Source organism: Rhodococcus sp. AG1013, assembly GCF_003350365.1.
Taxonomy (GTDB): Bacteria; Actinomycetota; Actinomycetes; order Mycobacteriales; family Mycobacteriaceae; genus Prescottella.
In genome coordinates this window covers 49,325-74,789 of sequence record NZ_QQAT01000013.1, presented here as the reverse complement: position 1 = coordinate 74,789, position 25,465 = coordinate 49,325, and the positions used below count along the sequence as shown (strand labels likewise).

The window sequence follows — 25,465 nt, the reverse complement described above, 5'->3', positions numbered from 1 at the left end:
CGCTACCGCCATGACCAGCCCGTCCGACGCCGCGGTGGAGCCTGCGAGTGCCGAGGATCGCGAACGCTGGCAGGAGTTGGCCGAGGTGGTCCGCAACCACCAGTTCCGCTACTACGTGCTCGACTCGCCGGTCGTCTCCGACGGCGAGTTCGACGCACTGTTCGGACAGCTGAACGCGCTCGAGGAACGCCACCCGGACCTGCGGACGGCGGACTCGCCCACGCAGCTCGTCGGCGGCGGGTTCGCGACCGAGTTCAAGGCCGTCGACCATCTCGAGCGGATGCTCAGCCTCGACAACGTCTTCGACTACGACGAACTACGCACCTGGGCCGGGCGTGTAGAAGTCGAGACCGGTCCTGATCTGCACTACCTGTGCGAGGTGAAGATCGACGGCGTCGCGCTCAATCTGGTGTACGAGAACGGCAAGCTGGTCCGCGCGGCCACCCGCGGTGACGGTCGCACCGGCGAGGACGTCACGCTCAATGCGCGCACCATCGCCGACATCCCCGAAACTCTCACGCCCAGTGACGGATACCCGATTCCCGCGCTGCTCGAGGTGCGCGGAGAGGTGTTCTTCCGGCTCGAGGACTTCGCGGCCCTCAACGCGTCCCTGGTCCAGGAAGGCAAGGCGCCCTTCGCGAATCCGCGCAACTCGGCGGCCGGCTCGCTGCGGCAGAAGAATCCGGCCGTCACCGCACGGCGGCGGCTCGGCATGATCTGTCACGGGCTCGGCCGCACCGAGGGCTTCGACCCGGTCGGCCAGTACGACGCCTACACCGCACTCGCGGCGTGGGGGCTGCCGGTGTCGTCGCACACGTCGCGCGTGGTCGGCATCGACGCGGTGGTCGAGAAGGTGCAGTACTGGGACGAGCACCGCCACGACGTCGAGCACGAGATCGACGGTCTGGTCGTCAAGGTCGACGAGATGGCCCTGCACCGCCGCCTCGGTTCCACGTCGCGCGCGCCCCGCTGGGCGGTCGCGTACAAGTACCCGCCGGAGGAGGCCACCACCAAACTCCTCGACATCCGGGTCAGTGTCGGCCGCACCGGCCGGGTCACCCCGTTCGCGTACATGGAGCCGGTCCTGGTGGCCGGTTCGACGGTCGCGCTGGCGACGCTGCACAACGGCTCCGAGGTCAAGCGCAAGGGCGTGCTGATCGGCGACACCGTCGTGATCCGCAAGGCCGGAGAGGTGATCCCCGAGGTGCTCGGCCCGGTCGTCGACGTGCGCGACGGCACCGAGACCGAGTTCGTCATGCCCACCGAGTGCCCCGAGTGCGGCACGACGCTCGCCCCGGCCAAGGAGGGCGATGCGGACATCCGCTGCCCCAACCAGCGGTCGTGCCCGGCGCAGTTGCGCGAGCGCGTGTTCCACGTCGCGGGCCGAGGCGCGTTCGACATCGAGGTCCTCGGGTACGAGGCGGCCACGGCGCTGCTGCAGGCCGGCGTCATCCGCGACGAGGGCGACCTGTTCTCGCTCACCGAGGACGACCTGATGCAGGCGTCGCTGTTCCGCACCAAGGCGGGGAAGCTGTCGGCGAACGGCCGGCGCCTGCTCGACAACCTCGGCTCGGCCAAGCAGCAACCGCTGTGGCGCGTGCTGGTCGCGCTGTCCATCCGGCACGTCGGCCCGACGGCGGCGCGGGCGCTGGCGGGCGAGTTCGGCAGCCTGGAGCGCATCGAGAACGCCGGTGTCGACGAACTGGCGGCGGTGGACGGGGTGGGCGGCACCATCGCGGCGGCCGTCGTCGAATGGTTCGCCGTCGACTGGCACCGGGACATCGTCGAGAAATGGCGCGCGGCGGGGGTGTCGATGGAGGACGAGCGTGACGAGTCGATCGTGCGCAGCCTCGAGGGCCTGTCGATCGTCGTCACCGGTTCGCTCGAGGGGTTCTCCCGGGACGAGGCGAAGGAAGCGATCCTGATCCGCGGCGGCAAGGCGGCCGGTTCGGTGTCGAAGAAGACGGCGTTCGTCGTGATCGGCGACGCCCCCGGTTCCAAGGCGGCCAAGGCAGAGGAACTCGGTGTGCCGATCCTCGACGAGGCAGGATTCCGCCGTCTGCTCGAAAACGGACCGGACGGCATCTGACGTTTCGTGGCAGAAGCGCAGCGCGACAGGAACATTCACACTGTCGCGCCGCGCTTGTCTACGTGATGAACGCCACGCTACGACGTGGTGTCGTTTTCGGTGGAATTCCGACGGCCGGAAATTCGCGACGGACCGCCGAGTGTGCGCATGGTGAACTTCGCGCCATCGATGCTGGTCGGAATAGTTCGGGGGCGGGCGTGCGCCCGGAGTTGCGGCGTCGGCCGGGGCAGTGGCGGCCTCGATCGCAGACCGTCCCAAATGTGGCGCGTGTCTCATTTGCGCCGCTCGGGGCATCTGAATCGGTTTTCTGACGGCGGCCAGTGGCTGACATAGTGACGCCATGATCGATATCCGGCCCGTCACACCTGCCGACTACGACACTGTCGGCGAGCTCACTGCCGACGTCTACATCGACGGTGGTTTCGTATCGGACAGCGACATGTACGCGGAGCGACTGCGCGACACCGCGACCCGTGCCGACCAGGCCGACGTCGTGGTGGCACTGGTCGACGGCGAGATCGTCGGCTCGGTGACCATCGCCGAGCCGGAGTCGCCGTTCGCGGACGTCGCCGAGAAGGGTGAACTCGAGTTCCGCATGCTCGCGGTCGCGGCGTCGGCGCGCGGAAAGGGCGTCGGCTCCGCGCTGGTGCGCCACGTGCTCGACGTCGCGTACGACCGCGGCGACCGCGCGGTCGTCATCTCCACGCAGCCCGACATGGTCGACGCGCGACGCATCTACGACCGCAACGGTTTCGTTCCCGCGCCCGAGCGCAACTGGGAGCCGATCCCCGGCATGGAGCTGACCGCGCTGGTGCGCGAACTCGTCTGACGTCAGCCCAGGACGGTGGCGACGATGCCGGCGAGGTAGCCCAGTCGCGCCACCTCCGACGGGCGGAACTCCGGTCCGCCGGGGCGCCCGAGTAGCAGTGCCCGGCCGGTGCTGCCGAGCGGGGCGGCCGCGAGGGTGGTGTCCATGTCGCGCCACACCTGCGGCACCCAGTCGTCGTTGCCGTCGAGGACCGTGGCCTTCTTCAGTGGCATCCAGGGCGCGTCGCCGGCGTGCGTTTCGGGTGCGCCCGGGCTACCGACGACACGGAACGAGCCGTGCGGGCCGATGTCCATGACGGTGGACCAGCCGACCCGCAGCACCCGCGGCGCCCCGTCGACGAGGACCTGCAGGCGGTCGGAGTGCGCGGTGGCGACGTGGTCGATCAACTCCAGCTCGCGGTGGGTGTCGAGGATGCCGGAGTAGGGGCGGATGGAGTCGACCCGGACGTCGGGGAGCTTCTCCGCCGCGGTGATCAGAGTGTCCGGCAGTGACCCGGCCTCGACGTCGACCACCAGGTCGTCGACGGCGAATCCGGATCCTCGCTCGACGACGTCGAGTGAGAGGATGTCCGCTCCCACCGAGCCGAGTGCGACGGCGAGTGCGCCGAGGCTGCCGGGTCGGTCGGGGAGTTGGACGCGGAGCAGGTAGGACACGTGCTGCCTTTCCGTTCGTTCGGTGCCGGGTCCGACGCCGAAGACGGGACACAGTGCGCACCCCCGCCGTTCCCTATCCTTTCACCCCGGGCTCGCGTCCGCTGGGGTGACGGGCTGCACGACCGATCCGGCCACGCTCTAGGCTGGTCGGGAACGTTCACTTCGACCTGAAAGGGGTCACCGAAGGTGCCTGCCATCTCCCGTGACGAGGTCGCCCACCTCGCCCGGCTGTCCCGGCTTGCCCTGACCGACGCAGAACTCGACGAGTTCGCCGGTCAGCTGGATTCGATTCTCAGCCACGTGAAGGCGGTGTCCGAGGTCGCGGCAGATGATGTCCCGCCCACCGCGAACCCCAATCCGATCGCGAACGTGACGCGGCCGGACGTCATCGTGCCGGGGCTGACGCCCGAGCAGGCGCTGTCGGGTGCGCCGGCCGTCGAACAGGATCGGTTCGCCGTTCCGCAGATCCTGGGAGAGGGCGAATGAGCACCGATCTGACTCGTCTCGACGCCTCGGAGCTGGCGTCGAAGATCCACTCGCGCGAGATCTCGTCGGTGGAGGCCACGCAGGCACACCTCGACCGGATCGGTCAGGTGGACGGCGAACTGCACGCGTTCCTGCACATTGCGGGCGAGCAGGCGCTGGTCGCGGCCAAGGAGGTCGACTCCGATCTCGCTGCCGGTGAGGCGCCGTCGTCGGCGCTCGCGGGCGTGCCGATCGCGCTCAAGGACGTCTTCACCACCACCGACATGCCGACCACGTGCGCGTCGAAGATTCTCGAGGGCTGGGTGTCGCCGTACGACGCGACGCTCACCACCAAGCTGCGCGAGGCCGGGATCCCGATCCTGGGCAAGACCAACATGGACGAGTTCGCGATGGGCTCGTCCACCGAGAACTCCGCGTACGGGCCCACCCGCAACCCGTGGGACACCACGCGGATCCCGGGTGGCTCGGGCGGCGGCTCGGCCGCGGCGCTCGCGTCGTACCAGGCCCCGCTCGCGATCGGCACCGACACCGGCGGCTCCATCCGGCAGCCCGCCGCGGTCACCGCGACCGTCGGCACCAAGCCCACGTACGGCACCGTCTCGCGCTTCGGTCTCGTCGCCTGCGCGTCGTCGCTCGACCAGGGTGGCCCGTGCGGCCGCACCGTCCTCGACACCGCGCTGCTGCACGAGGTGATCGCCGGGTACGACCCGCGTGACTCCACGTCGCTGAACGAGCCCGTCCGCCCCGTCGTCGAGGCGGCCCGCCAGGGCGCGACCGGCGACCTGAAGGGCGTGCGCGTCGGCGTCGTCAAGGAACTGCACTCCGACAGCTACCAGCCGGGCGTCATCTCGTCGTTCGACGCCGCGGTCGAGCAGTTGACGGCCCTCGGTGCCGAGGTCGTCGAGGTCTCGTGCCCCAACTTCGAGTACGCGCTGGCCTCGTACTACCTGGTGCTGCCCAGCGAGGTGTCGTCCAACCTCGCGCGCTTCGACGCCATGCGGTACGGCCTGCGGGTCGACGACGGCGACATGAGCGCCGAGCAGGTCATGGCCGCGACCCGCGCTGCCGGCTTCGGCAAGGAAGTCAAGCGCCGCATCATGATCGGCACCTACGCGCTGTCGTCGGGCTACTACGACGCCTACTACGGTTCGGCGCTCAAGGTCCGCACGCTGATCGCGCGTGACTTCGACGCCGCGTACGAGAAGGTCGACGTGCTGGTCTCGCCGACCAGCCCGTTCACGCCGTGGAAGCTGGGCGAGAAGGTCGACGACCCGCTCGCGATGTACCTGTCCGACCTGTGCACCCTGCCGACCAACCTGGCGGGCCACTGCGCGATGTCGGTTCCGTCGGGTGTGTCCGCGGATGACGGCCTGCCCGTCGGTCTGCAGATCATGGCCCCGGCTCTGGCCGACGAGCGCCTGTACCGCGTCGGCGCGGCCTACGAGGCCGCCCGCGGGCCGATCGCGTCGCCCGTGAGCTGACGCCCGGCGCGTCACCGAACGCGTTCGGCAACAGCCCGGATCCGGACATTCGGATCCGGGCTGTTCGCTGTCGTGGGGGACTAGGCTCCGGGGCAGCAGGATGTGTGCGGGATGCCAGGAGGATCGAAGTGGGAAAGCCGTCGATCACGATCATCGGCGCCGGATTCGGCGGAATCGCAATGGCGCTCGAGTTGCGTCGTGCCGGGCTCACGGACATCACGATCCTGGAGAAGGGCGACGACGTCGGCGGTGTGTGGCGCGTCAACACGTATCCCGGCGCGGCGTGCGACGTGCCGTCGCCGCTGTATTCGATCTCGTCGGAGCCCAATCCCGAATGGTCGCGGCGGTTCTCGGAGCAGCCCGACATCCTGGCGTACCTGCGCGACATCGCCGAGCGGCATCAGTTGCGGCCGCTGATCCGGTTCGGGGTCACGGTCATCGAGGCCGAGTTCGACGAGCACGTCAACCGGTGGTCGGTGCGGACCGCCGATGGTGAGATCGTCGAGTCCGACGTCCTCGTCACCGCGGTCGGCCAGTTGTCGCGCCCGGCGCTGCCCGACATTCCGGGACGCGAGACGTTCGCCGGGCCCGCCTTCCACTCGGCCGAGTGGAACCACGACGTCGATCTGGCGGGCCGACGCGTCGCGGTGATCGGCACCGGTGCCAGCGCGGTCCAGTTCGTGCCGGCGATCGCCGCCGACGTGGGCCGGCTGACGCTGTTCCAGCGATCGGCGCCGTGGATCCTCCCGAAACCCGATCGTGTGTACGGGGACCGGCATCACCGGATCTTCCGGTCGGTGCCGGCGACGTTGCGGGGCGAACGCCTCGTCACCTGGGGGATATTCGAGTTGCTCACCGTCGGCCTGCTCGACACCAGGTGGCGCGGCGGCATCGCGGGCGCACTGGCGCGCAGGCACCTGCGCAAGCAGGTCACCGATCCGGCGCTACGGGCGGCACTGACGCCGGACTACGAGCCCGGCTGCAAGCGGATGCTGTTGTCGGACGAGTACTACCCGGCACTGACGCGCGGCAGCGTCGACGTCGTCGTCGGCGCCATCGACCGCATCGAACCCGACGGTGTGCGGACGGTCGACGGAACCCTGCACCCGGCCGACGTGATCATCTACGGGACCGGTTTCGCCGCAACGGAATTCCTCGCGCCTATGAAGATTCGCGGACGCGCCGGACGGAGTCTGGACGACGCCTGGTCCGACGGCGCCCACGCGTATCTCGGCGTCACGACGGCCGGGTTCCCCAACCTGTTCCTGATGTACGGTCCCAACACGAACCTCGGCTCGGGATCGATCGTGTACATGCTCGAGTCCCAGGCCCGGCACATCGCCGGACTCGTCGAGTGGCTCGTCGAGCAGCCGGGGTGTGCGGTCGAGGTGGACGCCGGTGTCGAGCGCCGATTCGACGACCGCATCCAACGCAAGCTGGCCGACTCGGTGTGGAGCCTGTGCAGCAGCTGGTATCGCACCGCGTCGGGCAAGATCACCACCAACTGGCCGGGCACGGTCACGGCCTACCGGCGCCGGACCCGACGCCCCGACCGCCGCGACTTCCGGATCACCGCGCCTCGAACAACCCCCGCACGTACGCGGCCTGCCCCAGATGCTGCAGGCAGTCGCCGATCACACTGACGAGGCGCACCGAGACGGTCACGGGCGGATCCCAGCGGCGATCGACGATCCGGTCCAGCTCGTCGGCGGTGAGTTCGTCGATGTACTCGAGCGTCGCCAGGTGCACGTCGCCGTGATAGTCGGCGAGCAATCGGGCGTCCGCGTGCACGATGCCGACGTCGGCGCTGCTGTGCCCGTAGCCGACGTCGCCGGCCGGGAACGGCAGGGCGAACCGCTCCCGCCAACCCCGGGACGTCCAGGCCTGCTCCACGTCGGCGATGTCGCTCACGTGATCGTCCTGGACCCGGGTCAGGTGCCAGATCAGCCACGCGATCGAGTTGGCGTTCGGCCCCGGCCGGTAGTCGGACATCTCGGGTGTCAGGCCGGCGCACACCTCGACCGCGAGTTCCCGGATGCGCTCGAAGTTGTCCCGCAGGATCTCGCGGGCCGCGTCCGTCTCCTTCTGTGGGGTCATGTGTCCACGGTAAGCGCACACCGCCGGTCGTGGGCGTCTTCGGATCAGGCGCAGTCCGGCATCTGTAGTCCCTGATCGGCGCCGTACCGGTGCCCGTGCCCGGTGGGAGCGTCGAGCGCGAACAGCATGTCCACGCCGGTCTGCAGGAAGCTGATACCGGGAATCCATTGCGGCACAGGTGCGTCGACGCGGACGTCGCCGAGGTCGGGTGCCCGGGTCAGCAGCGACGGTGACCACCACACCACCGGATCGGAACTGTTCGCGAGCACCGTCGCACCGTCGGTGCGCACCGCCCCGGCCGGGGGTCCGGCCCACAGAACGCTGCACGCGCGCGCCCGCTGGTCGTCGGCGTCGTCGAAGATCGCGCTGCCGCCCACCGACCCGAGACTCTGGCCGTACACGTGCAGCGCGGGCCGGGCATCGGCGGGCAGTTCGGCGATCCGTGCCGACACCGCCGCGAACAGTGTCCGCGCAGATTCCTCCGCGTCGGCCCGGCCGAACAGGAACGTCGCCCAGCTGGGCGCGTACGAGTACTGCATGCCGACGGTCGCGACGTCGCCGGCGAACCTGCGCTCGATACCGCGGGCGGCCTCGCCGTCGATCCATCCCGAACCCGTCGGGACGGCGACCACGACGTGCGATCGGGAGAACGCGCCCGTGCGGTCGAGCTCGTCCACCGCGAGCGCGGCCCGGGCGGCGACGTCGGGCGCCGAGTCGAGCCCGACATACGTGCGGACGGCCCGCGGATCGGATACGCCGGCCACGAACCGCCGGCCCTCCGCGCCGAGCGTCTTCCATGGAACGATCGAGTTTTGTTCGTTTGCAACGAGACTGGTGTCGATGACCGAGCTGGTGGTCCGAAAATGCTGCGCTGCAGCCGAAGCCGCCCGCGGTACCGCGATCAGGCTCGCGAGGGGGACGATCGCCACCAGCAGGCCGACGCAGCGCACCCATCCCAGGCGTCGCGCGAGCGTGACGCATCCCCGGGTGAGACCGAACAGTACGAGACACACCGCGACCGCCCAGAACGCGACCTGCGCCCAGTGTCCCGGACCGATCGCGGGCAGGCTCATCGCCGAGCGGAGCGCGTTCTGCCAGTGGTCTGCCGACGCCACCGACCACGCGAGGATCAGGCCTGCCAGCACGGCTGCGCCGGCCCGGGCGGCGTCGTGCGTGTGGCTGCCGCCGGCCGGTCGCAGCCGTCGGAGCAGTGCGGCCACGCCCCAGCACAGCGCCACCAGAATTCCGGTGAACACGCCCTGCGCGACAGGGGTTCGGGGGAGTAGCGACGGCGCCAGCGAGGCGACGGCTCCGGTGGCGATGGCCACCGACGTGCCCACCCGCGGCAACGCAACGGTGACCGCGAATCGGGCGCTCCCGGCATGCGCGCCGGGGATCGCGCTCATGCCGCCACCGCCGGGCTGGGAGCGACAAGGCCGAGCATCGGCCTGATCCTCCGCAGAGTCAGGGTCACGAGCAGCGCTCCGAGGGCGCCGAGCAGGCCACCCAGGCCGTACCGGATCCACGGTTCGTCGACCGGTGCGCCGAACCCCTGACGCATCGAGTTCATCCCCACGGCGGCCGTCGCGGTGTTCGCCATCGCGAAGCAGGACGTCCGGTCTGCAGCCCGGGCGTCGCACGCCGCGTGCATCCGTCGGTCGAGTTGCGCATCCAGTTCGGTGCGCGCCCAGGCCCCGAGGTCGCCGCCGCCGCGGTGTGCGTAACGCAGCAGGTCGTACCCCAGATCGTGTGCCTTGCAGGCCGTGTCGAACTCGGCAGGCAGCGGTATCGGCGACGAGCACGCGCCGAGCGGATTGACGACCGTGCCGTCGATCACCGTCGGCCGATATCCCATGACGGCGGCGAAGTCGTCGGGAATCGCGGACGCGGCGAGGGCGTGGTCGTCGGCGGTCAGCAACGTCACGGCGGCCGCGGCCGCTCGGTTCTCCCGTGCCGGGGAGTGCGCGTCGGCGGTGGGGGCCGACACCGTCCCGGTGAGCGTCATCCCGCCGATCGTCACGGCGAGGACGGATCCGATCCATCTCGTAGTTCGCATGACAAACGACGCTAGAAATGGGCGCTACCCTGCGACATCACCCCGCGGTGCCGAACCGTGGCACGTCGCGGGAGTGATCGCGACCGGCGCCTGATACCCCGGAGCCAGTCGCATCTCACCCCTGGGTATGAGGACATTTCGAGTCCCGGTTCCTAGTGTTTCCGGGTGTGAGGAAACGAAATCGTGCACTCGACCGTGCGGCACAGGGCGCGGTCTCGGCCGCGGCCCCGCGCCTGAAGCGGATGAGCACGGGGCAGCGATTGGACCTGGTGGTGCTGTTCGTGACCGCGGTGCTGTACGCGATCGCGTGGCCCACGCTCCACGTGACGCACCATGTGCCCGCCGGCGTGCAGCCGCTGATCGGAGGGCTCGCCGCGCTGCCGCTCCTGCTGATCCGGGCTAATCCGGCGCTGGGATGGGCCATCTCGGCGGCGGGCGCGCTGGTGATCCCGGTGGTGTACCAGCGCGCCGACGACTACGACTTCCCGTGGCAGGTGGTCCACGTGATGGTGCTGATGGCGCTGCTGCTGGCGGTGAGCCTGCGGTCGCCGATCCCGGTGGTCGCGGTCGCGTGGGGCGCGACGACGCTGCTCTTCCTCGCCGACACGCCGGGCCAGGACGGGCGCGGCTGGGCGGTGGGTCTCACGGTCCTCGTGCTGTTCGGGCTGCTGATCCGCTGGCTGGTGATCTCGCGGCGCCAGCTCGCCGCCCAGGAGCAGACCAGCGAACTCGAACGAGCCCGCCGCGCGATCCTCGAGGAGAAGGCGCGGATCGCCCGTGACCTGCACGACGTCGTCGCCCACCACATGTCGATGGTCGTGGTGCAGGCGCAGAGCGCGCCGTATCGGCTGGACTCGGTGTCCGACGAGGCGAGGGCGGAGTTCGAATCCATCGGTGCCACCGCGCGGGAGGCGCTCAACGAGATCCGAGGCCTGCTCGGCGTGCTGCGCAGCGACGGGGACACCACCGAGCGGGCCCCGCAGCCCGGCGTCGCGCAGATCGAGGAACTGCTCGACGGCAGCGTCCGTGCCGGTATGTCGCTGTCGCGCAGCATCTCCGGGGAGCCGTCTGCGATCTCCGAGACGACGGGGCTGACGGTGTACCGGATCCTGCAGGAGTCGCTGGCCAATGCCAGCCGGCACTGTCCGGGCGCGCACGTGGAGGTCGTCGTCGACTTCTCGCCCGCCGTTACGTCGCTCGTCGTGACGAACGGTCCCGCGGTGGGAGCCGAACCGCGTCCCGAGTCGTCGGGTGGCAGCGGGATCGCCGGCATGCGGGATCGTGCCCGCGCCGTCGGCGGCACACTCGACACCCGCGCACTCGACGGCGGGGGATTCGAGGTCCGGGCCCATATTCCGGGGAGTGTCCCGGTTGTGGCCGGCACCCCGGCCGGGCCGGCCGCCTAGTCTGTCACGGTGGCGATCACGGTATTCATTGCGGACGACCAGGCGATGGTGAGGCAGGGTTTCGGCGCGCTGCTCGGTGCACAGCCGGACATCAGTGTCATCGGTGACGCGCCGGACGGGCGGGTCGCCGTCAGCGAGGTCAAGCGCCTGCGCCCCGATGTGGTGCTGATGGACGTGCGGATGCCGGAGATGAACGGTCTCGACGCGGCACGTGAAATCCTTTCCGCCACAACGGAACATCCGGTTCGGGTGTTGATGCTCACAACGTTCGACATCGACGAGTACGTCTATGAGGCCCTCGGGCTGGGGGCGAGCGGGTTCATGCTCAAGGATGCGCCGGCCGAGGAGCTGATCCGGGCGGTGCGGGTGGTCGCGGCCGGTGAGGCGCTGCTCGCGCCGAGCGTCACGCGTCGTCTCATCGCGGACGTCACCCGTCGGCGTTCGGCGCCGCGCCCGCGGAACACTCGGTTGGAGTCGCTCACGCCGCGCGAGCGTGAGGTCCTCGAACTCATCGCGGCCGGGCTGTCGAACACCGAGATCGCCGAACGCCTGTTCGTTGCGGAGCAGACCGTCAAGACGCACGTCGGGAAGGTGCTGGCGAAGCTGTCGCTGCGGGATCGTGCGCAGGCCGTCGTCCTCGCCTACGAAACGGGACTGGTCACGCCCGGTTGATCGACTCGGCGTGCCTGATCGGCGCGGGCGCGGCAAGATGAGAAGGGACCGCTCTGCTCCGCGATGGCCGAGAGGGGCCGTGATGCGCATCGGAATCCTGACCGGGGGCGGCGACTGCCCCGGATTGAACGCCGTCATCCGCGCTGTCGTGCGCACTGCGGACGCGCGCTACGGCAGTACCGTCGTCGGGTTCCAGGACGGCTGGCGGGGTCTGCTCGAGGACCGCAAGATGCAGATGCGCAACGAGGACCGCATTGACCGGATCCTCGCGCGCGGCGGCACCATCCTCGGCACCGCGCGGGTGAACCCGCAGAAACTGCACGACGGCCTCGACCGGATCAAACAGACCCTCGACGACAACGGCATCGACGTGCTGATCCCGATCGGCGGCGAGGGCACGCTCACCGCCGCGAGCTGGCTCGCCGACAGCGGTGTCCCCGTCGTCGGGGTGCCCAAGACGATCGACAACGACATCGACTGCACCGACGTCACGTTCGGCTTCGACACCGCCTTGACCATCGCCACCGACGCGATCGACCGGCTGCACACCACCGCCGAATCACACCAGCGGGTGATGCTCGTCGAGGTGATGGGCCGGCACGCGGGCTGGATCGCGTTGCAGTCCGGCATGGCGTCGGGCGCGCATCTGACGCTGGTGCCCGAGGAGCCGTTCGACGTCGACGAGGTGTGCGCGCTGGTCAAGAAGCGCTTCCAGCGCGGCGACTCGCACTTCATCTGCGTGGTCGCGGAGGGGGCCTCGCCCGACCCGGCGTCGATGACGCTCCGCGAGGGCGGCATCGACGAGTTCGGACACAAGATCTTCACCGGTGTCGCGCAGCAGTTGGCCGTCGAGATCGAACACCGCATCGGCAAGGAGGTGCGCACGACGGTGCTCGGGCACGTGCAGCGCGGCGGGACGCCGACCCCGTACGACCGGGTCCTCGCGACCCGATTCGGCGTCCACGCGACCGACGCCGCGCACAGCAACCAGTTCGGTCAGATGGTGGCGCTGCACGGCACGAACATCGAGTTGGTGCCGCTGTCGGAGGCGACCAAACAGCTCAAGACCGTGCCCGTCGAGCGCTACCGGGAGGCGGCCGCGTTCTTCGGGTGACGGGGCGCATAAACTCATGGCCATGACTGCCGCCGTGTCCGCTGACCTTCTCGACTATGACGCCGTCCTCGCGAAGTTCGAGCCCGTATTGGGCATGGAAGTGCACGTCGAGCTGCACACCAAGACCAAGATGTTCTGCCCGTGCCCCACCGAGTTCGGTGCCGAGCCCAACACCCAGGTGTGCCCCGTGTGCCTCGGCATGCCCGGAGCGTTGCCGGTGGTCAATCAGGCCGCCGTCGAGTCCGCGATCCGTATCGGCCTGGCGCTGAACTGCTCGATCACCCCGTGGGGCCGGTTCGCGCGGAAGAACTACTTCTACCCGGACCAGCCGAAGAACTACCAGATCTCGCAGTACGACGAGCCCATCGCGACCGAGGGCTACCTCGACGTGGTGCTCGACGACGGCAGCACGTGGCGTGTCGACATCGAGCGCGCGCACATGGAGGAGGACACTGGTAAGTCGCTGCACGTCGGTGGCGCCACCGGCCGAATCCACGGTGCGAGCCACTCGCTGCTGGACTACAACCGCGCCGGCGTCCCGCTCGTGGAGATCGTGACCAAGCCCATCACCGGTGCAGGTGAGCGCGCGCCCGAGGTGGCCCGCGCGTACGTCGCCGCCCTGCGTGATCTGCTCAAGGCCCTCGACGTCTCCGACGTCCGCATGGACCAGGGCTCGCTGCGCTGCGACGCGAACGTCTCGCTGATGCCGATCGGCGCCGAGGTGTTCGGCACCCGCACCGAGACCAAGAACGTCAACTCGCTCAAGAGCGTCGAGGTCGCCGTCCGCTACGAGATGCGCCGTCAGGCCGCCGTCCTCGTCTCCGGTGGCGAGATCATCCAGGAGACCCGGCACTTCCAGGAGGCCGACGGCACCACGTCCGCCGGTCGCCGCAAGGAGACCGCCGAGGACTACCGCTACTTCCCCGAGCCCGACCTCGAGCCCGTCGCGCCTGACGCCGATTGGGTCGAGGAACTCCGCGGCACGCTGCCCGAGCTGCCGTGGCTGCGCCGCGCGCGCATCCAGCAGGAGTGGGGTGTCTCGGACGAGGAGATGCGCGACCTCGTCAACGCCGGCGCACTCGACCTGGTGATCGCGACGACCGAGTCCGGCGCGCCCGCGTCCGAGGCCCGCTCGTGGTGGGTCGCCTACCTGAGCCAGCAGGCGAACACCCGGAGCGTCGAGCTCACCGCGCTGCCCATCACGCCCGCGCAGGTCGCCGAGGTCATCGGGTTCGTCGCCGAGGGCAAGCTCACCAACAAGCTCGCCCGCAAGGTCGTCGACTACGTGCTCGACGGTGAGGGCGATCCCGCACAGATCCTCGCCGCGCACCCGGAGCTCGTGGTCGTGCGTGACGACAGCAAGCTGCAGGCCGCGGTCGACGAGGCCCTGGCCGCGAACCCCGACATCGCCGACAAGATCCGCAGCGGCAAGGTCGCGGCGGCCGGCAAGATTGTCGGCGACGTGATGAAGGCAACTCGCGGGCAGGCCGACCCGGCGCGTGTCAAGGAGCTCGTCATCGCGGCGTGCAGCTGATCGGGCAGTAATGTAGCGGCGCATGGACGCCGCCGTCGCCACCTCACTGTTCTGGATCGCCGTCGCGGCCGTGGTCGCGCCGTTGGTCGCCGGATCACTGCCCCGCAAGCTCGTGCCCGAGGTCGTGCTGCTGCTCGTGGCCGGGATCGTGATCGGTCCCTACGTGCTCGAACTTGCCGACGCCGGCAGCGAGATCGAGATGCTGCGGGAACTCGGACTGGGCATGCTGTTCCTCCTCGCCGGATACGAGGTGGACCGTGAGGAGCTGACCGGCCGCGGCGGTCGGCGCGCCCTCGTCACGTGGCTGGTGTGCCTGGCCGTCGCGTTCGGGATCGTCGCCGCGTTGGGGGCGGCGGGTCTGGTGCACTCGGAGATCGCCGTGGCGATCGCGCTGACGTCGACGGCACTCGGCACGCTGCTGCCGATCCTCAAGGATCGCGGGCTCGTCGAGACGCCGATCGGCAAGGCGGTGCTCAACCACGGCGCTGTCGGCGAGATCGGCCCGGTGATCGCGATGGCCGTGCTGCTCGGCGCCCGCGGCGCGATCATGTCCCTCGTCGTGCTCGCGGCGTTCGCGGTGGTGGCGGTCGTCGTCGCGATGCTGCCGACCAGGATCCTGCGCGAGGGCTCGGACCTGCTCGCGGTGATCCGCCGCGGCGCGGACACCACGGCCCAGACGACGGTTCGCCTGGTGATGCTCCTGCTGGTGGCGCTGATCGCCGTCGCGGCGGTGTTCGACCTCGACGTCATCCTCGGCGCCTTCGCGGCCGGATTCATCCTGCGACGCGCGGTGCCCGACGGCAACGAGCAGCTCGAGGCGAAACTCGAGGGCCTGGCGTTCGGGCTCCTGATCCCGATCTTCTTCGTCACGTCCGGGATGGCGATCGACGTGTCCGCGGTGGCGGGCGAGCCGGTGGTCCTGCTCGCCTTCCTCGGCCTGCTGCTGGTGGCCCGCGGTCTCCCGGTGTTCGTCGCGTCGCGCTACGACCGGGGACCGGCCGGCGCGAATTTCGACACCCGCGAGCAACTCCAGATCGCGCTGTACTCGACCACGGGTCTTCCGCTCATCGTCGCGGTCACCGGCGTCGCGGTGTCGGCGGGTGAGATGTCCAATGCGACGGCGTCGATCCTCGTCGCGGCCGGAGCCATCACGGTGCTGGTGCTGCCGATGCTCGCGAGCGCGCTGGCACACGGCGACCGGGGCGAGCACGGAGATCGGCGAGACCCGCAGACGGCCAGACCCGCGAGCGCCTGAGCGTCAGTCGGTCCCGCCGCCACCGCTCGGCAGCGGAAGCTTCACGACACGATCGTCGGTGGGACCGGGCTCCCCGCCGGACTTGTTCACCGTGGCCGCCCAGATCTCGCCGGCACCGCTGATCACCGTCCCACCGAGACGGCCGTAGAGCTTCTGCGCCAGCAGGGCCGGCGCCGAGGTGACGGCACCGGTGTCGTGCTCGGTAGCCAGGACCGCCATCGCCTGCGCGTCGGTCAGGGCGACCGCGACCGCGCCCCGTGCGGCGGCGCATCCGGCGACCCCGGGCTTGTCCGGCCACGTCCACGCGGGCGCCCCGACGGTTCCGTCCGGTCGGACGCGCTGGATCCGATCCTCGAGTGCCGTACGGTCCGTGACCCACACGCCACCACCGGGATCCGCGCACACGTCGCCCGCCCGACCCAGCCCGGACAGTACGACGGCGGGCCGTGGCGGATTCGGGGTCGAGGACAGCGCGGTCACACCGAGCAGCTTCCCGGCGAGCGACGCGGGATCGGCCGCAGCCGCGGGATTGCCGGTGTCGCCCGTCAGGACCATCAATTCGCCGGGCGTCGAGAACGTCAGTGCGCCGGTGTTTCCGACGTCGCCGCGCGGAATTCCGGTGAGGACGTCCTTGGGCGTGTCCCCGGGCGCGATGCGGACCACCCGGTTGTCACTGCCCGTCGTGATGTAGGCGTAGAGGAGGTTGTCCTCGGTGTACGTGGGGGACAGCGCGATGTCGAGCAGGCCGCCGTCGGATCCGGAATCGACGGGGATCCTGGCGAACTCGGTCGGCTTCTCACCCGGCGCCACCCGCACGATGCGCCCGGTGCGACGCTCCGCCACCAATGCGGAGCCGCCGTCGGGCAGCATCACCAGCCCGCCGGTCGCATCCAGGCACGTGGCAATGACATTGGGGTCGCGGTCGAAGCAGGGGTCGTTCGGCGTCGACGGCTCGGGCAGCACCGACGAGGGTGCGGACGGTTCGCGAGGCTGCACCTCCGCACCGGAACCGAACGTCGGCTCGGGGGTGAACGGCGACGATGTGGAGTCGTCGAACCGCGCGCATCCGGCGGCCGCCACCACAGCGATCGAACAGATGGCTGCCGTGGCCGCCCCTCGCACCTTCCGGCCCGGTACACCCTTCGTCATGGTGCAGACGTTACGGAAGGCCGGGCGGGGTGCGCCACGCGGCGCGGTGTGACCGGCGCGCCGGGCCTCGCTACCCGGTCAAGCTCCACGAACCGTCCTAGGCTGCCATGCGTGACTGACAAGTCGAAAGATCACACCGAGTCCACCGGCGCGGGGTCCGCGCCGAGCCCGTTCGATCAGCCGACCGAGAGGTTCGCCGCGCAGTCCGTCGACCGGGGGAGCCGACCGTTGGCGCACACCGACGACGACCTCGACTTCGACGACAGGGGCGCCTCGAGTCTGCCGACGGAGCAGATTCCCGCCTTCCGCCCCGCTCCCGCGCCGACCGGCATCGAGGACCAGCCCACCACCGTGATCCAGCGCGACGACGCCACCGTGCCGACGCCGACCCTGTCCCCGCCGATCGTGTCCGAGCCGATCGTGTCGGAGCCGATCGGCGATGCGTCGACGGTCGCCGCCCCGGTCGCGGTCCCGCCGATGCCGGGCTCGGACGGCGGGGCGGACAACCGGCGCGGCACGCTGGATCTCGGTCTGCTGGTCCTGCGACTCGTGGTCGGCGGCACGCTGCTCGCGCACGGCCTGCAGAAGCTCACCGGATGGTGGAACGGGCCGGGCCTCGGCGGCTACCGGGACATCCTGGTGGACTCCGGTTTCGACCACGCGCGGGTTCTCGCGGTGGCCGGCGCGGTCGGCGAGGTGGCCGGCGGTGCACTGCTGATCCTCGGCCTGCTCACTCCGATCGCGGCCGCCACGGTGGTCGCCGTGATGATCAACGCGTGGTGCCTCAAGCAGTCCATGGTGCCCGGCCTCGAGTACTTCGCGCCCGAGGGCATCGAGTACGAGACGGTGCTCGGTGCGGCCGCGGCCGCGATCATCCTGACCGGTCCGGGCCGGATCTCCCTGGACGGCCGCCGCAAGTGGGCCACCCGCCCGTACGTCGGATCGACGGTGATCCTGATCCTCGGTGCGGCCGTGGGTGTCGGCGTGTGGATCTTCCTCAACGGGGCCAACCCCGTCATCTGACGCCTGCCGCTCCGGTTCTCGTCGTGCCGCTCGTCCCATCGGGGGAGCGGCACGACCATTTCCGGAGCGGCGGCGGGCTCAGCCGAATGCGCGCCGCAGCCGTCGCACCACCTCCTCGGGTGTGCTCAGCTCCCGCCAACCCCATCGCGCGACGCCGTATCCGGCCGTGCGGATCCGGTCCTCGCGCAGCTTCTCCTCGATGACCGCCTGTTCGGTGGTCTGACCGGGGCGCAGATGCTCGGCGTACTTGCCGAGCCCGTCGAACTCGCCGACCGCGCGCTCGCCCTCGAACCAGAAAGTCGACACGGCCGATCCAGGAATCGCCGTCGAACAGGTCCCGCTGGTTCCGGCGCCGGCGGCCGGGCGCGGTGGATCAGTACACGGCTGCGGGATTCGCCGACACTCTCGCTCCGACCGTCCATGAACGCGACCGCCCGCGCCGCCTGTGCCGCCCCGCGTCGGCCACGACACCGGACGAGCGCGTCGTCGAGATCCTCGGGCGTCACCAGTCCGGTGGCGAGCGCGTTGTCACCCGACACCACCGCGCTCTCGAACGGCGTCGTCCGCGCGAGGTCGACGATCGTTCGGGCGGGCGCTGTGACCGGCACACCGTCCACGACGACGATGTCCTCGGCGGGCAGCGTGCGACGTGCACATGTCGACGAGTGGTGATCTTGCCGCCGGAGGCGCGGTCGAGGGTGGAGTGCACCCGCCGCAGCGGCACGGCCCACACGGCGATCCCGTGCAGTACCGCCGCCGACACGTGGCTGACGACGGCATCCGGGCACGACGACGCCGCGGCGAGGACCGCCAGTCTGTGTTGCGCGACGGAATCGAGTCGGGCGAGGTCGGCGGCGCGGACGTACGCCCCGGGTCGGACCGCGAGCAGTTCCCGCGACCGTCGGGCCGCGCGTAGTTCGTGGTCGGTGAAGCCGCGACCGAGTGCGTCGGACCTGAACACCAGTGGTGTGCCGTCGAAATCCATGTATCGAGCCTGACGTCGCCGGAGCCGTCGACGGTGCTCGATCCGCGATCTGTGGATGGATTTCTCGGTATCCACAGATCTGCCGCTCCGGAAACGGCTGTGCCGCGCCCCCGATCGGGGACGCGGCACAGCGAAAAGCGGAGCGGCAGGACCTCTTACGGCACGTGGCGGACGGCGCCCTTGTCGGCCGACGTGGCCAGCGCCGCGTAGGCGCGCAGTGCGGTGGTGACCGAGCGCTGACGATCCACCGGCTGCCACGGGCGCTCGGAGGCCTCCATCTTGGCGCGGCGCTGCGCGAGCGTCTCGTCGTCGACGAGGACCTCGAGGGTGCGGGTCGCGACGTCGATGCGGATCTGGTCGCCGTCCTCGACCAGACCGATCACACCGCCCGACGCAGCCTCGGGGGAGATGTGCCCGATCGACAGGCCGGACGTGCCACCCGAGAAGCGACCGTCGGTGACCAGTGCACACACCTTGCCGAGACTGGCACCCTTGAGGAAGGCAGTGGGGTGCAGCATCTCCTGCATGCCCGGACCACCCTTGGGGCCCTCGTAACGCACGACGATGACGTCGCCCGGCTTGATCTGCTTCTGGAGGATCACCGAGACCGCCGCCTCCTGGGACTCGACGACGACGGCCGGACCCTGGAACGAGAACAGCTCCTCGTCGATGCCCGCGGTCTTGAGGATCGCGCCGTCGACGGCGATGTTGCCGCGCAGCACGCACAGGCCGCCCTCGACGGTGTACGCGTGCTCGAGGTCGCGAATGCAGCCGCCCTCGGCGTCGGTGTCGAGCGCGGACCAGCGGTTGTTCGTCGAGAACGGCTCGGTGGTGCGCACACCGCCGGGGGCTGCGTGGAACAGTTCGAGTGCTTCGTCGGACGCCTTGCCGGAGCGGATGTCCCACGTGTCGAGCCACTCGTCGAAGCTCTTGGTGTGGACGGTCGAGACGTCGGTCTCGAGTAGGTTCGCGCGGCGCAGTTCACCGAGGAGAGCGGGGATGCCACCGGCGCGGTGGACGTCCTCCATGTGGTAGTCCGAGTTGGGGGAGACCTTCGACAGGCACGGCACGCGACGGCTGATCTCGTCGATGGTGCTCAGGTCGAAGTCGACCTCGCCTTCCTGCGCGGCCGCGAGGGTGTGCAGCACCGTGTTGGTGGAGCCGCCCATCGCGACGTCGAGTGCCATCGCGTTGCGGAACGCCTTGGGGGAGGCGATGTTCCGGGGCAGAACCGACTCGTCCTCGTCGCGGTAGTAGCGCAGCGCCGCCTCGACGACGGTGGTGCCGGCCTTGCTGAAGAGGGCGCGACGCGCCTCGTGGGTGGCCAGCGTGGAACCGTTGCCGGGCAGTGCGAGTCCGAGTGCCTCGGTGAGGCAGTTCATCGAGTTGGCGGTGAACATTCCCGAGCACGAACCGCACGTGGGGCACGCGCTGCGCTCGACCTCGTCCAGGCCCTCCTCGGACACGGAGTCGTTGGCGCTCGCCGAGATCGCGGTGATCAGGTCGGTGGGGGCCTGCGCGACGCCGCCGACGACGACGGCCTTGCCGGCCTCCATCGGGCCGCCGGAGACGAAGACTGTCGGGATGTTCAGGCGCATCGCGGCATTGAGCATGCCGGGGGTGATCTTGTCGCAGTTCGAGATGCACACCAGGGCGTCGGCGGTGTGCGCGTTGACCATGTACTCGACGGAGTCGGCGATGATCTCGCGGCTCGGCAGCGAGTAGAGCATGCCGCCGTGGCCCATCGCGATGCCGTCGTCGACGGCGATGGTGTGGAACTCGCGCGGCACGCCACCCGCTGCGCGGACGGCCTCGGCGACGATCTCGCCGACGTTCTTCAGGTGAACGTGGCCGGGCACGAACTGCGTGTAGGAGTTCGCGATCGCGACGATCGGCTTACCGAAGTCGGAGTCGGTCATACCGGTTGCGCGCCAGAGCGAACGGGCTCCGGCAGCGTTGCGTCCGACGGTGGTGGTGCGTGACCTCAGCGGGGGCATGGGCGAATTCCTTCGTCGATCAGCGGTTCTCGGCGGCGGGCTGTGCTCGCCGAGCGCGGCGTAATACGTGAACTGGTGGGTCCGTGAAGGTGCTGGTCGCTGGACCCGATTTCGGCTGGTGTGGCAGCCTCGTCATCTCCGGTGGGAGCGAGAGACATCCTGGTTGGACGCTACCCCCGCGCGCGAGCTAGTCGGTATCCGGCTCCGAATCGCCGGCGGACTCGGGCTTCGCGGCCCCCGGAGATTCGACGGACTGGGCGGCCTCGTCGGCCGCCGCGGCCTCGGCGCGAGACTTCTCCGCCTGTGCCTCGCGGGCTGCGGCGTACGGGTCGGTGACGCGGCCGCCACTCGCCGACGCGAGCTGCGGGAGGCGTCCGAAGGTCACGTTGGGCAGGGAGACCTCGTTGCCGTCGAGGAGTTCGGCGCGTGCCCAGCCGCGCTTGGGGAAGCGGAAGCCCTTGATCTGATCCCACGATATGGACTGCGAAGAGAAGGCTCGGCGCAGCTCGAGGCCGTCCGGGCCGACAGTGGTCCGCACGCGCAGGACCCAGGCCCCGATCAGGAACGGGATCACCAGCGTCCAGCCGAACGCGGCCGGCCATCCGAGAACCGGGAAGCTCAAGCAGAACAACAGGAACAAGCACGCCATCAGGGCGAGTGGGGAAATCCGGATGACCTGTCGGTCGTCTGAGGGCGTATGGGATGATGGCACCGGTGGCACGGGCTGCTGAGGAGATGACACCTCTACATCTTCGCACTGCAGCCGAGGCATCTTACATTCTGGGACAGCGCACTCACCAAAGTTGACTGTCTACCATTGACGCGCCTACCGTCGAGCGCGTGAAGCAGAATGAGTTGCTCGTAATCGGCCGGCGCGTCGTCGCCTGAGCCGGTTCTTACAACTCGCCAGATAACGACGCGCCACCCTCGTACAGCGGATGCTGACGAGGGTTTTTTGTTGCCCGGAGCCAGAATCAGAGGACTTTCCAGTGAGCGCACCAACCGCACGGCCTCAACCCACGCCGCGCAAGTCGGGAGCAGCCAGCCCGACAACCGCGGCCGCCGCCACGCCGACCGGTAACCGTCGTCAGGTCGCCCCCGAGCGGGTCACCGGCGCGCAGTCCGTGGTCCGCGCCCTCGAGGAGCTCGAGGTCGACACTGTGTTCGGTATCCCGGGTGGTGCCGTTCTGCCGGTGTATGACCCGCTCTTCGATTCGCAGAAGGTTCGGCACGTCCTGGTGCGTCACGAGCAGGGCGCGGGTCACGCCGCGACCGGCTACGCCCAGGCGACCGGCAAGGTCGGCGTCTGCATGGCGACGTCGGGTCCGGGTGCGACCAACCTGGTGACCCCGCTCGCCGATGCTCAGATGGACTCGGTCCCCGTCGTCGCGATCACCGGCCAGGTGGCGCGTTCGCTGATCGGGACCGACGGTTTCCAGGAAGCCGACATCTCCGGCATCACCATGCCGATCACCAAGCACAACTTCCTCATCACCGACGGCGTCGACATCCCGCGGATCCTGGCCGAGGCGTTCTACCTGGCGTCGAGCGGCCGCCCGGGCGCGGTTCTCGTCGACATCCCCAAGGACATCCTGCAGGCGCAGACCACGTTCTCGTGGCCGCCGGAGATGCACTTGCCCGGCTACCGCCCGGTCACCAAGCCGCACGGCAAGCAGGTCCGTGAGGCTGCGCGCCTCATCGCCGACGCCAAGTCGCCGGTCCTGTACGTCGGCGGCGGCGTGATCAAGGCCGACGCCTCGCCCGAGCTGCTCGAACTGGCCGAGCTCACCGGCATCCCCGTCGTCACCACGCTCATGGCGCGCGGCGCGTTCCCGGACAGCCACCAGCTCAACTGCGGCATGCCGGGCATGCACGGCACCGTGGCCGCCGTTGCGGCGCTGCAGAAGAGTGACCTGCTGATCACGCTCGGCGCTCGCTTCGACGACCGCGTCACCGGGCAGCTCGATTCGTTCGCGCCCGACGCCAAGGTGATCCACGCGGACATCGACCCTGCCGAGATCGGCAAGAACCGCCATGCGGACGTCCCGATCGTAGGCGACTGCAAGGAGGTCATCACCGAGCTGATCGAGGCGATCCGTGCCGACCAGGCGACGGGCACCACCCTCGACCTCACCGAGTGGTGGGCGTACCTCGACGGCATCCGGCGCACCTACCCGCTGGCGTACGACCGCCCGGCGGATGGCGCGCTCTCGCCCGAGTACGTGATCCAGACCGTCGGCCGCCTCGCGGGCCCCGATGCGATCTACTGTGCCGGTGTCGGCCAGCACCAGATGTGGGCCGCGCAGTTCGTCAACTACGAGAAGCCGCGCACGTGGCTCAACTCGGGCGGCCTGGGCACCATGGGCTACGCGGTGCCCGCCGCGATGGGCGCCAAGATGGGCATGCCCGGCACCGAGGTGTGGGCAATCGACGGTGACGGCTGCTTCCAGATGACCAATCAGGAACTGGCCACGTGCGCCGTCGAGGGCGTGCCGATCAAGGTCGCGCTGATCAACAACGGCAACCTCGGCATGGTCCGCCAGTGGCAGACCCTGTTCTACGACGAGCGCTACTCCAACACGAACCTGGGCACCCATGGCGCGGTGCGGATCCCGGACTTCGTGAAGCTGGCGGAGGCTCTCGGCTGTGTCGGCATCCGGGTCGAGCGCGAGGAGGACGTCGAGGACGCGATCCGCACCGCACAGTCGATCAACGACAAGCCCGTCGTCATCGACTTCATCGTGGGCGCCGACGCCCAGGTGTGGCCGATGGTCGCCGCCGGCACCAGCAATGACGAGATCATGGCGGCCCGGGGAATCCGGCCGCTGTTCGACGACGACGAGGCTGTGTCCGAGCCCGCCGCCATCCACGAGGCCATGGAACGCGAGCAGCGTGCCGGCGAGGCCGCAGCAGGAGAGGATCGCCAGTGAGCACCAGTCACACCCTCAGTGTTCTCGTCGAGGACAAGCCGGGCGTGCTGGCGCGCGTCGCCGCACTCTTCTCCCGCCGGGGATTCAACATCGAGTCGCTCGCCGTCGGCGGCACCGAGGTCCCCGACATCTCGCGCATGACGATCGTCGTGACGGTCGACGAGTTCCCGCTCGAGCAGGTTACGAAGCAGCTCAACAAGCTGGTCAACGTGATCAAGATCGTCGAGCAGGACACCGACGCGTCGGTGGCGCGCGAGCTGATCCTGATCAAGGTGCGCGCAGATGCCAGCGTGCGCACGCAGGTCATCGAGACGGTGAACCTGTTCCGCGCCAAGGTGATCGACGTCGCGCCGGAGGCCGTCACGATCGAGGCCACGGGTACCCACTCCAAGCTCGATGCGCTCCTGCGCATGCTCGATCCGTTCGGCATCCGCGAGATCGTGCAGTCCGGTGTGGTGGCGGTCGGCCGTGGGCCGAAGTCCATCACGGCCACCCGCTAGTACCGTCACACCCGACAACAACAGACAATCAAGCGTTCATAGAACCCAGAGGGAAGGTAAGAACTGTGGCAGTCGAGATGTTCTACGACGACGATGCAGACCTGTCGATCATCCAGGGCCGCAAGGTCGCGGTCATCGGCTACGGCAGCCAGGGCCACGCGCACTCGCTGAGCCTGCGCGATTCCGGTGTCGATGTGCGCATCGGCCTCAAGGAGGGTTCGAAGTCCCGCGCCAAGGCTGAGGAGCAGGGCCTGACCGTGGGCACGCCGGCCGAGGTTGCCGAGTGGGCCGACGTCATCATGGTGCTCGCCCCCGACACCGCTCAGGCGTCGATCTTCAAGAACGACATCGAGCCGAACCTGAAGGACGGCGACGCGCTGTTCTTCGGCCACGGCCTCAACATCCACTTCGACCTGATCAAGGCTCCGGAGAACGTCACGGTCGGCATGGTCGCCCCGAAGGGCCCCGGCCACCTGGTGCGTCGTCAGTTCGTCGACGGCAAGGGCGTCCCGGCCCTGATCGCCGTCCACCAGGACCCGAAGGGTGAGGGCCAGGCCCTGGCTCTGTCCTACGCCAAGGGCATCGGTGGCACCCGCGCCGGCGTCATCAAGACCACGTTCAAGGAAGAGACCGAGACGGACCTCTTCGGTGAGCAGGCCGTGCTCTGCGGTGGCACCGAGGAACTGGTCAAGACCGGTTTCGAGGTCATGGTCGAGGCGGGCTACGCCCCCGAGATGGCCTACTTCGAGGTGCTGCACGAGCTCAAGCTGATCGTCGACCTCATGTACGAGGGTGGCATCGCCCGCATGAACTACTCGGTGTCCGACACCGCCGAGTTCGGTGGCTACCTGTCCGGCCCGCGCGTTATCGACGCCGGCACCAAGGAGCGCATGAAGGCGATCCTGGCCGACATCCAGTCGGGTGAGTTCACCCGTCGCCTGGTCGCCAACGTCGAGAACGGCAACACCGAGCTCGAGGGCCTGCGCAAGGCCAACGCCGAGCACCCCATCGAGGTCACCGGCAAGAAGCTGCGCGACCTGATGAGCTGGGTCGATCGCCCGATCACCGAGACGGCCTGATCCACAGCTGACAGTTTCGGCCCGAGGCCGTGCGTTCTGTGCGCACGGCCTCGGGCCGAAGTCGTTTCCGGATTGTGGCGTGGATCTCCGAAATGCTTCCCTTCGGTGTCCACTATGTGGTAGCGGATAC

General features: G+C 69.4%; 23 protein-coding genes. 14 read left to right on the top strand and 9 right to left on the bottom strand.

Translation table 11 applies throughout. The features are described 5' to 3' along the window. Positions 1-10: 10 nt before the first annotated feature. Together ligA and DEU38_RS16715 are read left to right on the top strand one after the other, a co-directional pair. The gene (gene ligA, locus DEU38_RS16720) at positions 11-2,089 is read left to right on the top strand and encodes an NAD-dependent DNA ligase LigA (RefSeq protein ID WP_114722528.1); all 2,079 of its coding nucleotides are present in this window, start codon (positions 11-13) and stop codon (positions 2,087-2,089) included. Positions 2,090-2,429: 340 nt separating this feature from the next. Continuing rightward, complete coding sequence (locus DEU38_RS16715) at positions 2,430-2,918, top strand: GNAT family N-acetyltransferase (RefSeq protein ID WP_114722527.1); 489 nt, start codon at positions 2,430-2,432, stop codon at positions 2,916-2,918. Positions 2,919-2,920: 2 nt separating this feature from the next. Here DEU38_RS16715 and DEU38_RS16710 read toward each other — a convergent pair whose 3' ends face one another. Then, complete coding sequence (locus DEU38_RS16710; protein ID WP_114722526.1) at positions 2,921-3,571, bottom strand: ACT domain-containing protein; 651 nt, start codon at positions 3,569-3,571, stop codon at positions 2,921-2,923. A 186-nt stretch (positions 3,572-3,757) separates the two neighbouring features. Between DEU38_RS16710 and gatC the strand changes: the two genes are divergently transcribed. From gatC to DEU38_RS16695, 3 genes are all read left to right on the top strand, one after another. Beyond that, positions 3,758-4,057 (top strand): Asp-tRNA(Asn)/Glu-tRNA(Gln) amidotransferase subunit GatC, encoded by a 300-nt coding sequence (gatC, locus tag DEU38_RS16705; protein ID WP_031938977.1) that lies wholly within the window; start codon positions 3,758-3,760, stop codon positions 4,055-4,057. Beyond that, the gene (gatA, locus tag DEU38_RS16700) at positions 4,054-5,538 is read left to right on the top strand and encodes an Asp-tRNA(Asn)/Glu-tRNA(Gln) amidotransferase subunit GatA (protein ID WP_114722525.1); all 1,485 of its coding nucleotides are present in this window, start codon (positions 4,054-4,056) and stop codon (positions 5,536-5,538) included. Before gatC ends, gatA begins: the two co-directional genes overlap by 4 nt. A gap of 128 nt (positions 5,539-5,666) precedes the next feature. After that, a complete protein-coding gene (locus DEU38_RS16695; protein ID WP_114722524.1) occupies positions 5,667-7,181 on the top strand; it encodes an NAD(P)/FAD-dependent oxidoreductase in 1,515 nt (504 codons plus the stop codon). Here DEU38_RS16695 and DEU38_RS16690 read toward each other — a convergent pair. The 3 genes from DEU38_RS16690 to DEU38_RS16680 are packed head-to-tail and all read right to left on the bottom strand — an operon-like array spanning position 7,108 to position 9,691. Beyond that, positions 7,108-7,635 carry a mycothiol transferase gene (locus tag DEU38_RS16690; RefSeq protein WP_114722523.1) on the bottom strand — a complete coding sequence of 176 codons (528 nt, stop codon included), beginning with the start codon at positions 7,633-7,635 and terminating at the stop codon, positions 7,108-7,110. The genes DEU38_RS16695 and DEU38_RS16690 overlap by 74 nt on opposite strands. Before the next feature lie 44 nt (positions 7,636-7,679). Then, on the bottom strand, positions 7,680-9,041 hold the full coding sequence (locus tag DEU38_RS16685; RefSeq protein ID WP_114722522.1) for an alpha/beta-hydrolase family protein: 1,362 nt from the start codon (positions 9,039-9,041) through the stop codon (positions 7,680-7,682). Continuing rightward, complete coding sequence (locus DEU38_RS16680; RefSeq protein WP_114722521.1) at positions 9,038-9,691, bottom strand: hypothetical protein; 654 nt, start codon at positions 9,689-9,691, stop codon at positions 9,038-9,040. The genes DEU38_RS16685 and DEU38_RS16680 overlap by 4 nt, the downstream gene beginning before the upstream one ends. Before the next feature lie 242 nt (positions 9,692-9,933). Between DEU38_RS16680 and DEU38_RS16675 the strand changes: the two genes are divergently transcribed. The 5 genes from DEU38_RS16675 (at position 9,934) to DEU38_RS16655 (ending at position 15,672) form a co-directional block, all read left to right on the top strand. Further along, positions 9,934-11,097 carry a sensor histidine kinase gene (locus tag DEU38_RS16675; protein WP_114722605.1) on the top strand — a complete coding sequence of 388 codons (1,164 nt, stop codon included), beginning with the start codon at positions 9,934-9,936 and terminating at the stop codon, positions 11,095-11,097. Positions 11,098-11,106: 9 nt separating this feature from the next. Then, the gene (locus tag DEU38_RS16670; RefSeq protein ID WP_114722520.1) at positions 11,107-11,769 is read left to right on the top strand and encodes a response regulator transcription factor; all 663 of its coding nucleotides are present in this window, start codon (positions 11,107-11,109) and stop codon (positions 11,767-11,769) included. An 82-nt stretch (positions 11,770-11,851) separates the two neighbouring features. Continuing rightward, a complete protein-coding gene (locus DEU38_RS16665; protein ID WP_114722519.1) occupies positions 11,852-12,883 on the top strand; it encodes an ATP-dependent 6-phosphofructokinase in 1,032 nt (343 codons plus the stop codon). 22 nt (positions 12,884-12,905) lie between these two features. Beyond that, positions 12,906-14,417, top strand: coding sequence for an Asp-tRNA(Asn)/Glu-tRNA(Gln) amidotransferase subunit GatB (gene gatB, locus DEU38_RS16660; RefSeq protein WP_114722604.1), 1,512 nt, complete (start codon positions 12,906-12,908; stop codon positions 14,415-14,417). 22 nt (positions 14,418-14,439) lie between these two features. Continuing rightward, positions 14,440-15,672 (top strand): cation:proton antiporter, encoded by a 1,233-nt coding sequence (locus tag DEU38_RS16655; RefSeq protein WP_114722518.1) that lies wholly within the window; start codon positions 14,440-14,442, stop codon positions 15,670-15,672. Between the two features lie 3 nt (positions 15,673-15,675). On the opposite strand, the gene DEU38_RS16650 is transcribed toward DEU38_RS16655, so the two are convergent. Continuing rightward, the gene (locus tag DEU38_RS16650; protein ID WP_114722517.1) at positions 15,676-16,821 is read right to left on the bottom strand and encodes a sorbosone dehydrogenase family protein; all 1,146 of its coding nucleotides are present in this window, start codon (positions 16,819-16,821) and stop codon (positions 15,676-15,678) included. 111 nt (positions 16,822-16,932) lie between these two features. Here DEU38_RS16650 and DEU38_RS16645 point away from each other — a divergent pair, with 111 nt between their 5' ends. After that, on the top strand, positions 16,933-17,844 hold the full coding sequence (locus tag DEU38_RS16645) for a DoxX family protein (protein ID WP_114722516.1): 912 nt from the start codon (positions 16,933-16,935) through the stop codon (positions 17,842-17,844). Positions 17,845-17,922: 78 nt separating this feature from the next. On the opposite strand, the gene DEU38_RS16640 is transcribed toward DEU38_RS16645, so the two are convergent. The 4 genes from DEU38_RS16640 to DEU38_RS16625 form a co-directional block, all read right to left on the bottom strand. Continuing rightward, entirely contained in the window at positions 17,923-18,150 is a 228-nt protein-coding gene (locus tag DEU38_RS16640; protein WP_114722515.1) for a hypothetical protein, read from the bottom strand. Positions 18,151-18,346: 196 nt separating this feature from the next. After that, positions 18,347-18,829, bottom strand: coding sequence for a hypothetical protein (locus DEU38_RS16635; RefSeq protein ID WP_114722514.1), 483 nt, complete (start codon positions 18,827-18,829; stop codon positions 18,347-18,349). A gap of 155 nt (positions 18,830-18,984) precedes the next feature. Further along, positions 18,985-20,826, bottom strand: a complete 1,842-nt coding sequence (ilvD, locus tag DEU38_RS16630) for a dihydroxy-acid dehydratase (RefSeq protein WP_114722513.1) — start codon at positions 20,824-20,826, stop codon at positions 18,985-18,987. 187 nt (positions 20,827-21,013) lie between these two features. After that, complete coding sequence (locus DEU38_RS16625; RefSeq protein ID WP_114722512.1) at positions 21,014-21,547, bottom strand: PH domain-containing protein; 534 nt, start codon at positions 21,545-21,547, stop codon at positions 21,014-21,016. 268 nt (positions 21,548-21,815) lie between these two features. On the opposite strand from DEU38_RS16625, the gene DEU38_RS16620 reads away from it, so the two are divergent. The 3 genes from DEU38_RS16620 (at position 21,816) to ilvC (ending at position 25,335) form a co-directional block, all read left to right on the top strand. Beyond that, positions 21,816-23,756 carry an acetolactate synthase large subunit gene (locus DEU38_RS16620; protein ID WP_114722511.1) on the top strand — a complete coding sequence of 647 codons (1,941 nt, stop codon included), beginning with the start codon at positions 21,816-21,818 and terminating at the stop codon, positions 23,754-23,756. Further along, a complete protein-coding gene (gene ilvN / locus DEU38_RS16615) occupies positions 23,753-24,256 on the top strand; it encodes an acetolactate synthase small subunit (protein WP_114722510.1) in 504 nt (167 codons plus the stop codon). Before DEU38_RS16620 ends, ilvN begins: the two co-directional genes overlap by 4 nt. Positions 24,257-24,333: 77 nt before the next feature. Then, positions 24,334-25,335 (top strand): ketol-acid reductoisomerase, encoded by a 1,002-nt coding sequence (gene ilvC, locus DEU38_RS16610; RefSeq protein WP_174914848.1) that lies wholly within the window; start codon positions 24,334-24,336, stop codon positions 25,333-25,335. Positions 25,336-25,465 lie beyond the last annotated feature (130 nt).

Excerpts from the sequence above, each read along its gene's own strand:
- DEU38_RS16685 (WP_114722522.1), bottom strand. The coding sequence starts at position 9,041 with ATGAGCGCGATCCCCGGCGCGCATGCCGGGAGCGCCCGATTCGCGGTC.
- ligA (WP_114722528.1), top strand. The coding sequence starts at position 11 with ATGACCAGCCCGTCCGACGCCGCGGTGGAGCCTGCGAGTGCCGAGGAT.
- ilvC (WP_174914848.1), top strand. The coding sequence starts at position 24,334 with ATGTTCTACGACGACGATGCAGACCTGTCGATCATCCAGGGCCGCAAG.
- gatA (WP_114722525.1), top strand. The coding sequence starts at position 4,054 with ATGAGCACCGATCTGACTCGTCTCGACGCCTCGGAGCTGGCGTCGAAG.
- DEU38_RS16715 (WP_114722527.1), top strand. The coding sequence starts at position 2,430 with ATGATCGATATCCGGCCCGTCACACCTGCCGACTACGACACTGTCGGC.
- DEU38_RS16635 (WP_114722514.1), bottom strand. The coding sequence starts at position 18,829 with ATGGATTTCGACGGCACACCACTGGTGTTCAGGTCCGACGCACTCGGT.
- ilvD (WP_114722513.1), bottom strand. The coding sequence starts at position 20,826 with ATGCCCCCGCTGAGGTCACGCACCACCACCGTCGGACGCAACGCTGCC.
- DEU38_RS16650 (WP_114722517.1), bottom strand. The coding sequence starts at position 16,821 with ATGACGAAGGGTGTACCGGGCCGGAAGGTGCGAGGGGCGGCCACGGCA.
- DEU38_RS16675 (WP_114722605.1), top strand. The coding sequence starts at position 9,934 with ATGAGCACGGGGCAGCGATTGGACCTGGTGGTGCTGTTCGTGACCGCG.
- DEU38_RS16655 (WP_114722518.1), top strand. The coding sequence starts at position 14,440 with ATGGACGCCGCCGTCGCCACCTCACTGTTCTGGATCGCCGTCGCGGCC.
- DEU38_RS16690 (WP_114722523.1), bottom strand. The coding sequence starts at position 7,635 with ATGACCCCACAGAAGGAGACGGACGCGGCCCGCGAGATCCTGCGGGAC.
- gatB (WP_114722604.1), top strand. The coding sequence starts at position 12,906 with ATGACTGCCGCCGTGTCCGCTGACCTTCTCGACTATGACGCCGTCCTC.
- DEU38_RS16680 (WP_114722521.1), bottom strand. The coding sequence starts at position 9,691 with ATGCGAACTACGAGATGGATCGGATCCGTCCTCGCCGTGACGATCGGC.
- DEU38_RS16665 (WP_114722519.1), top strand. The coding sequence starts at position 11,852 with ATGCGCATCGGAATCCTGACCGGGGGCGGCGACTGCCCCGGATTGAAC.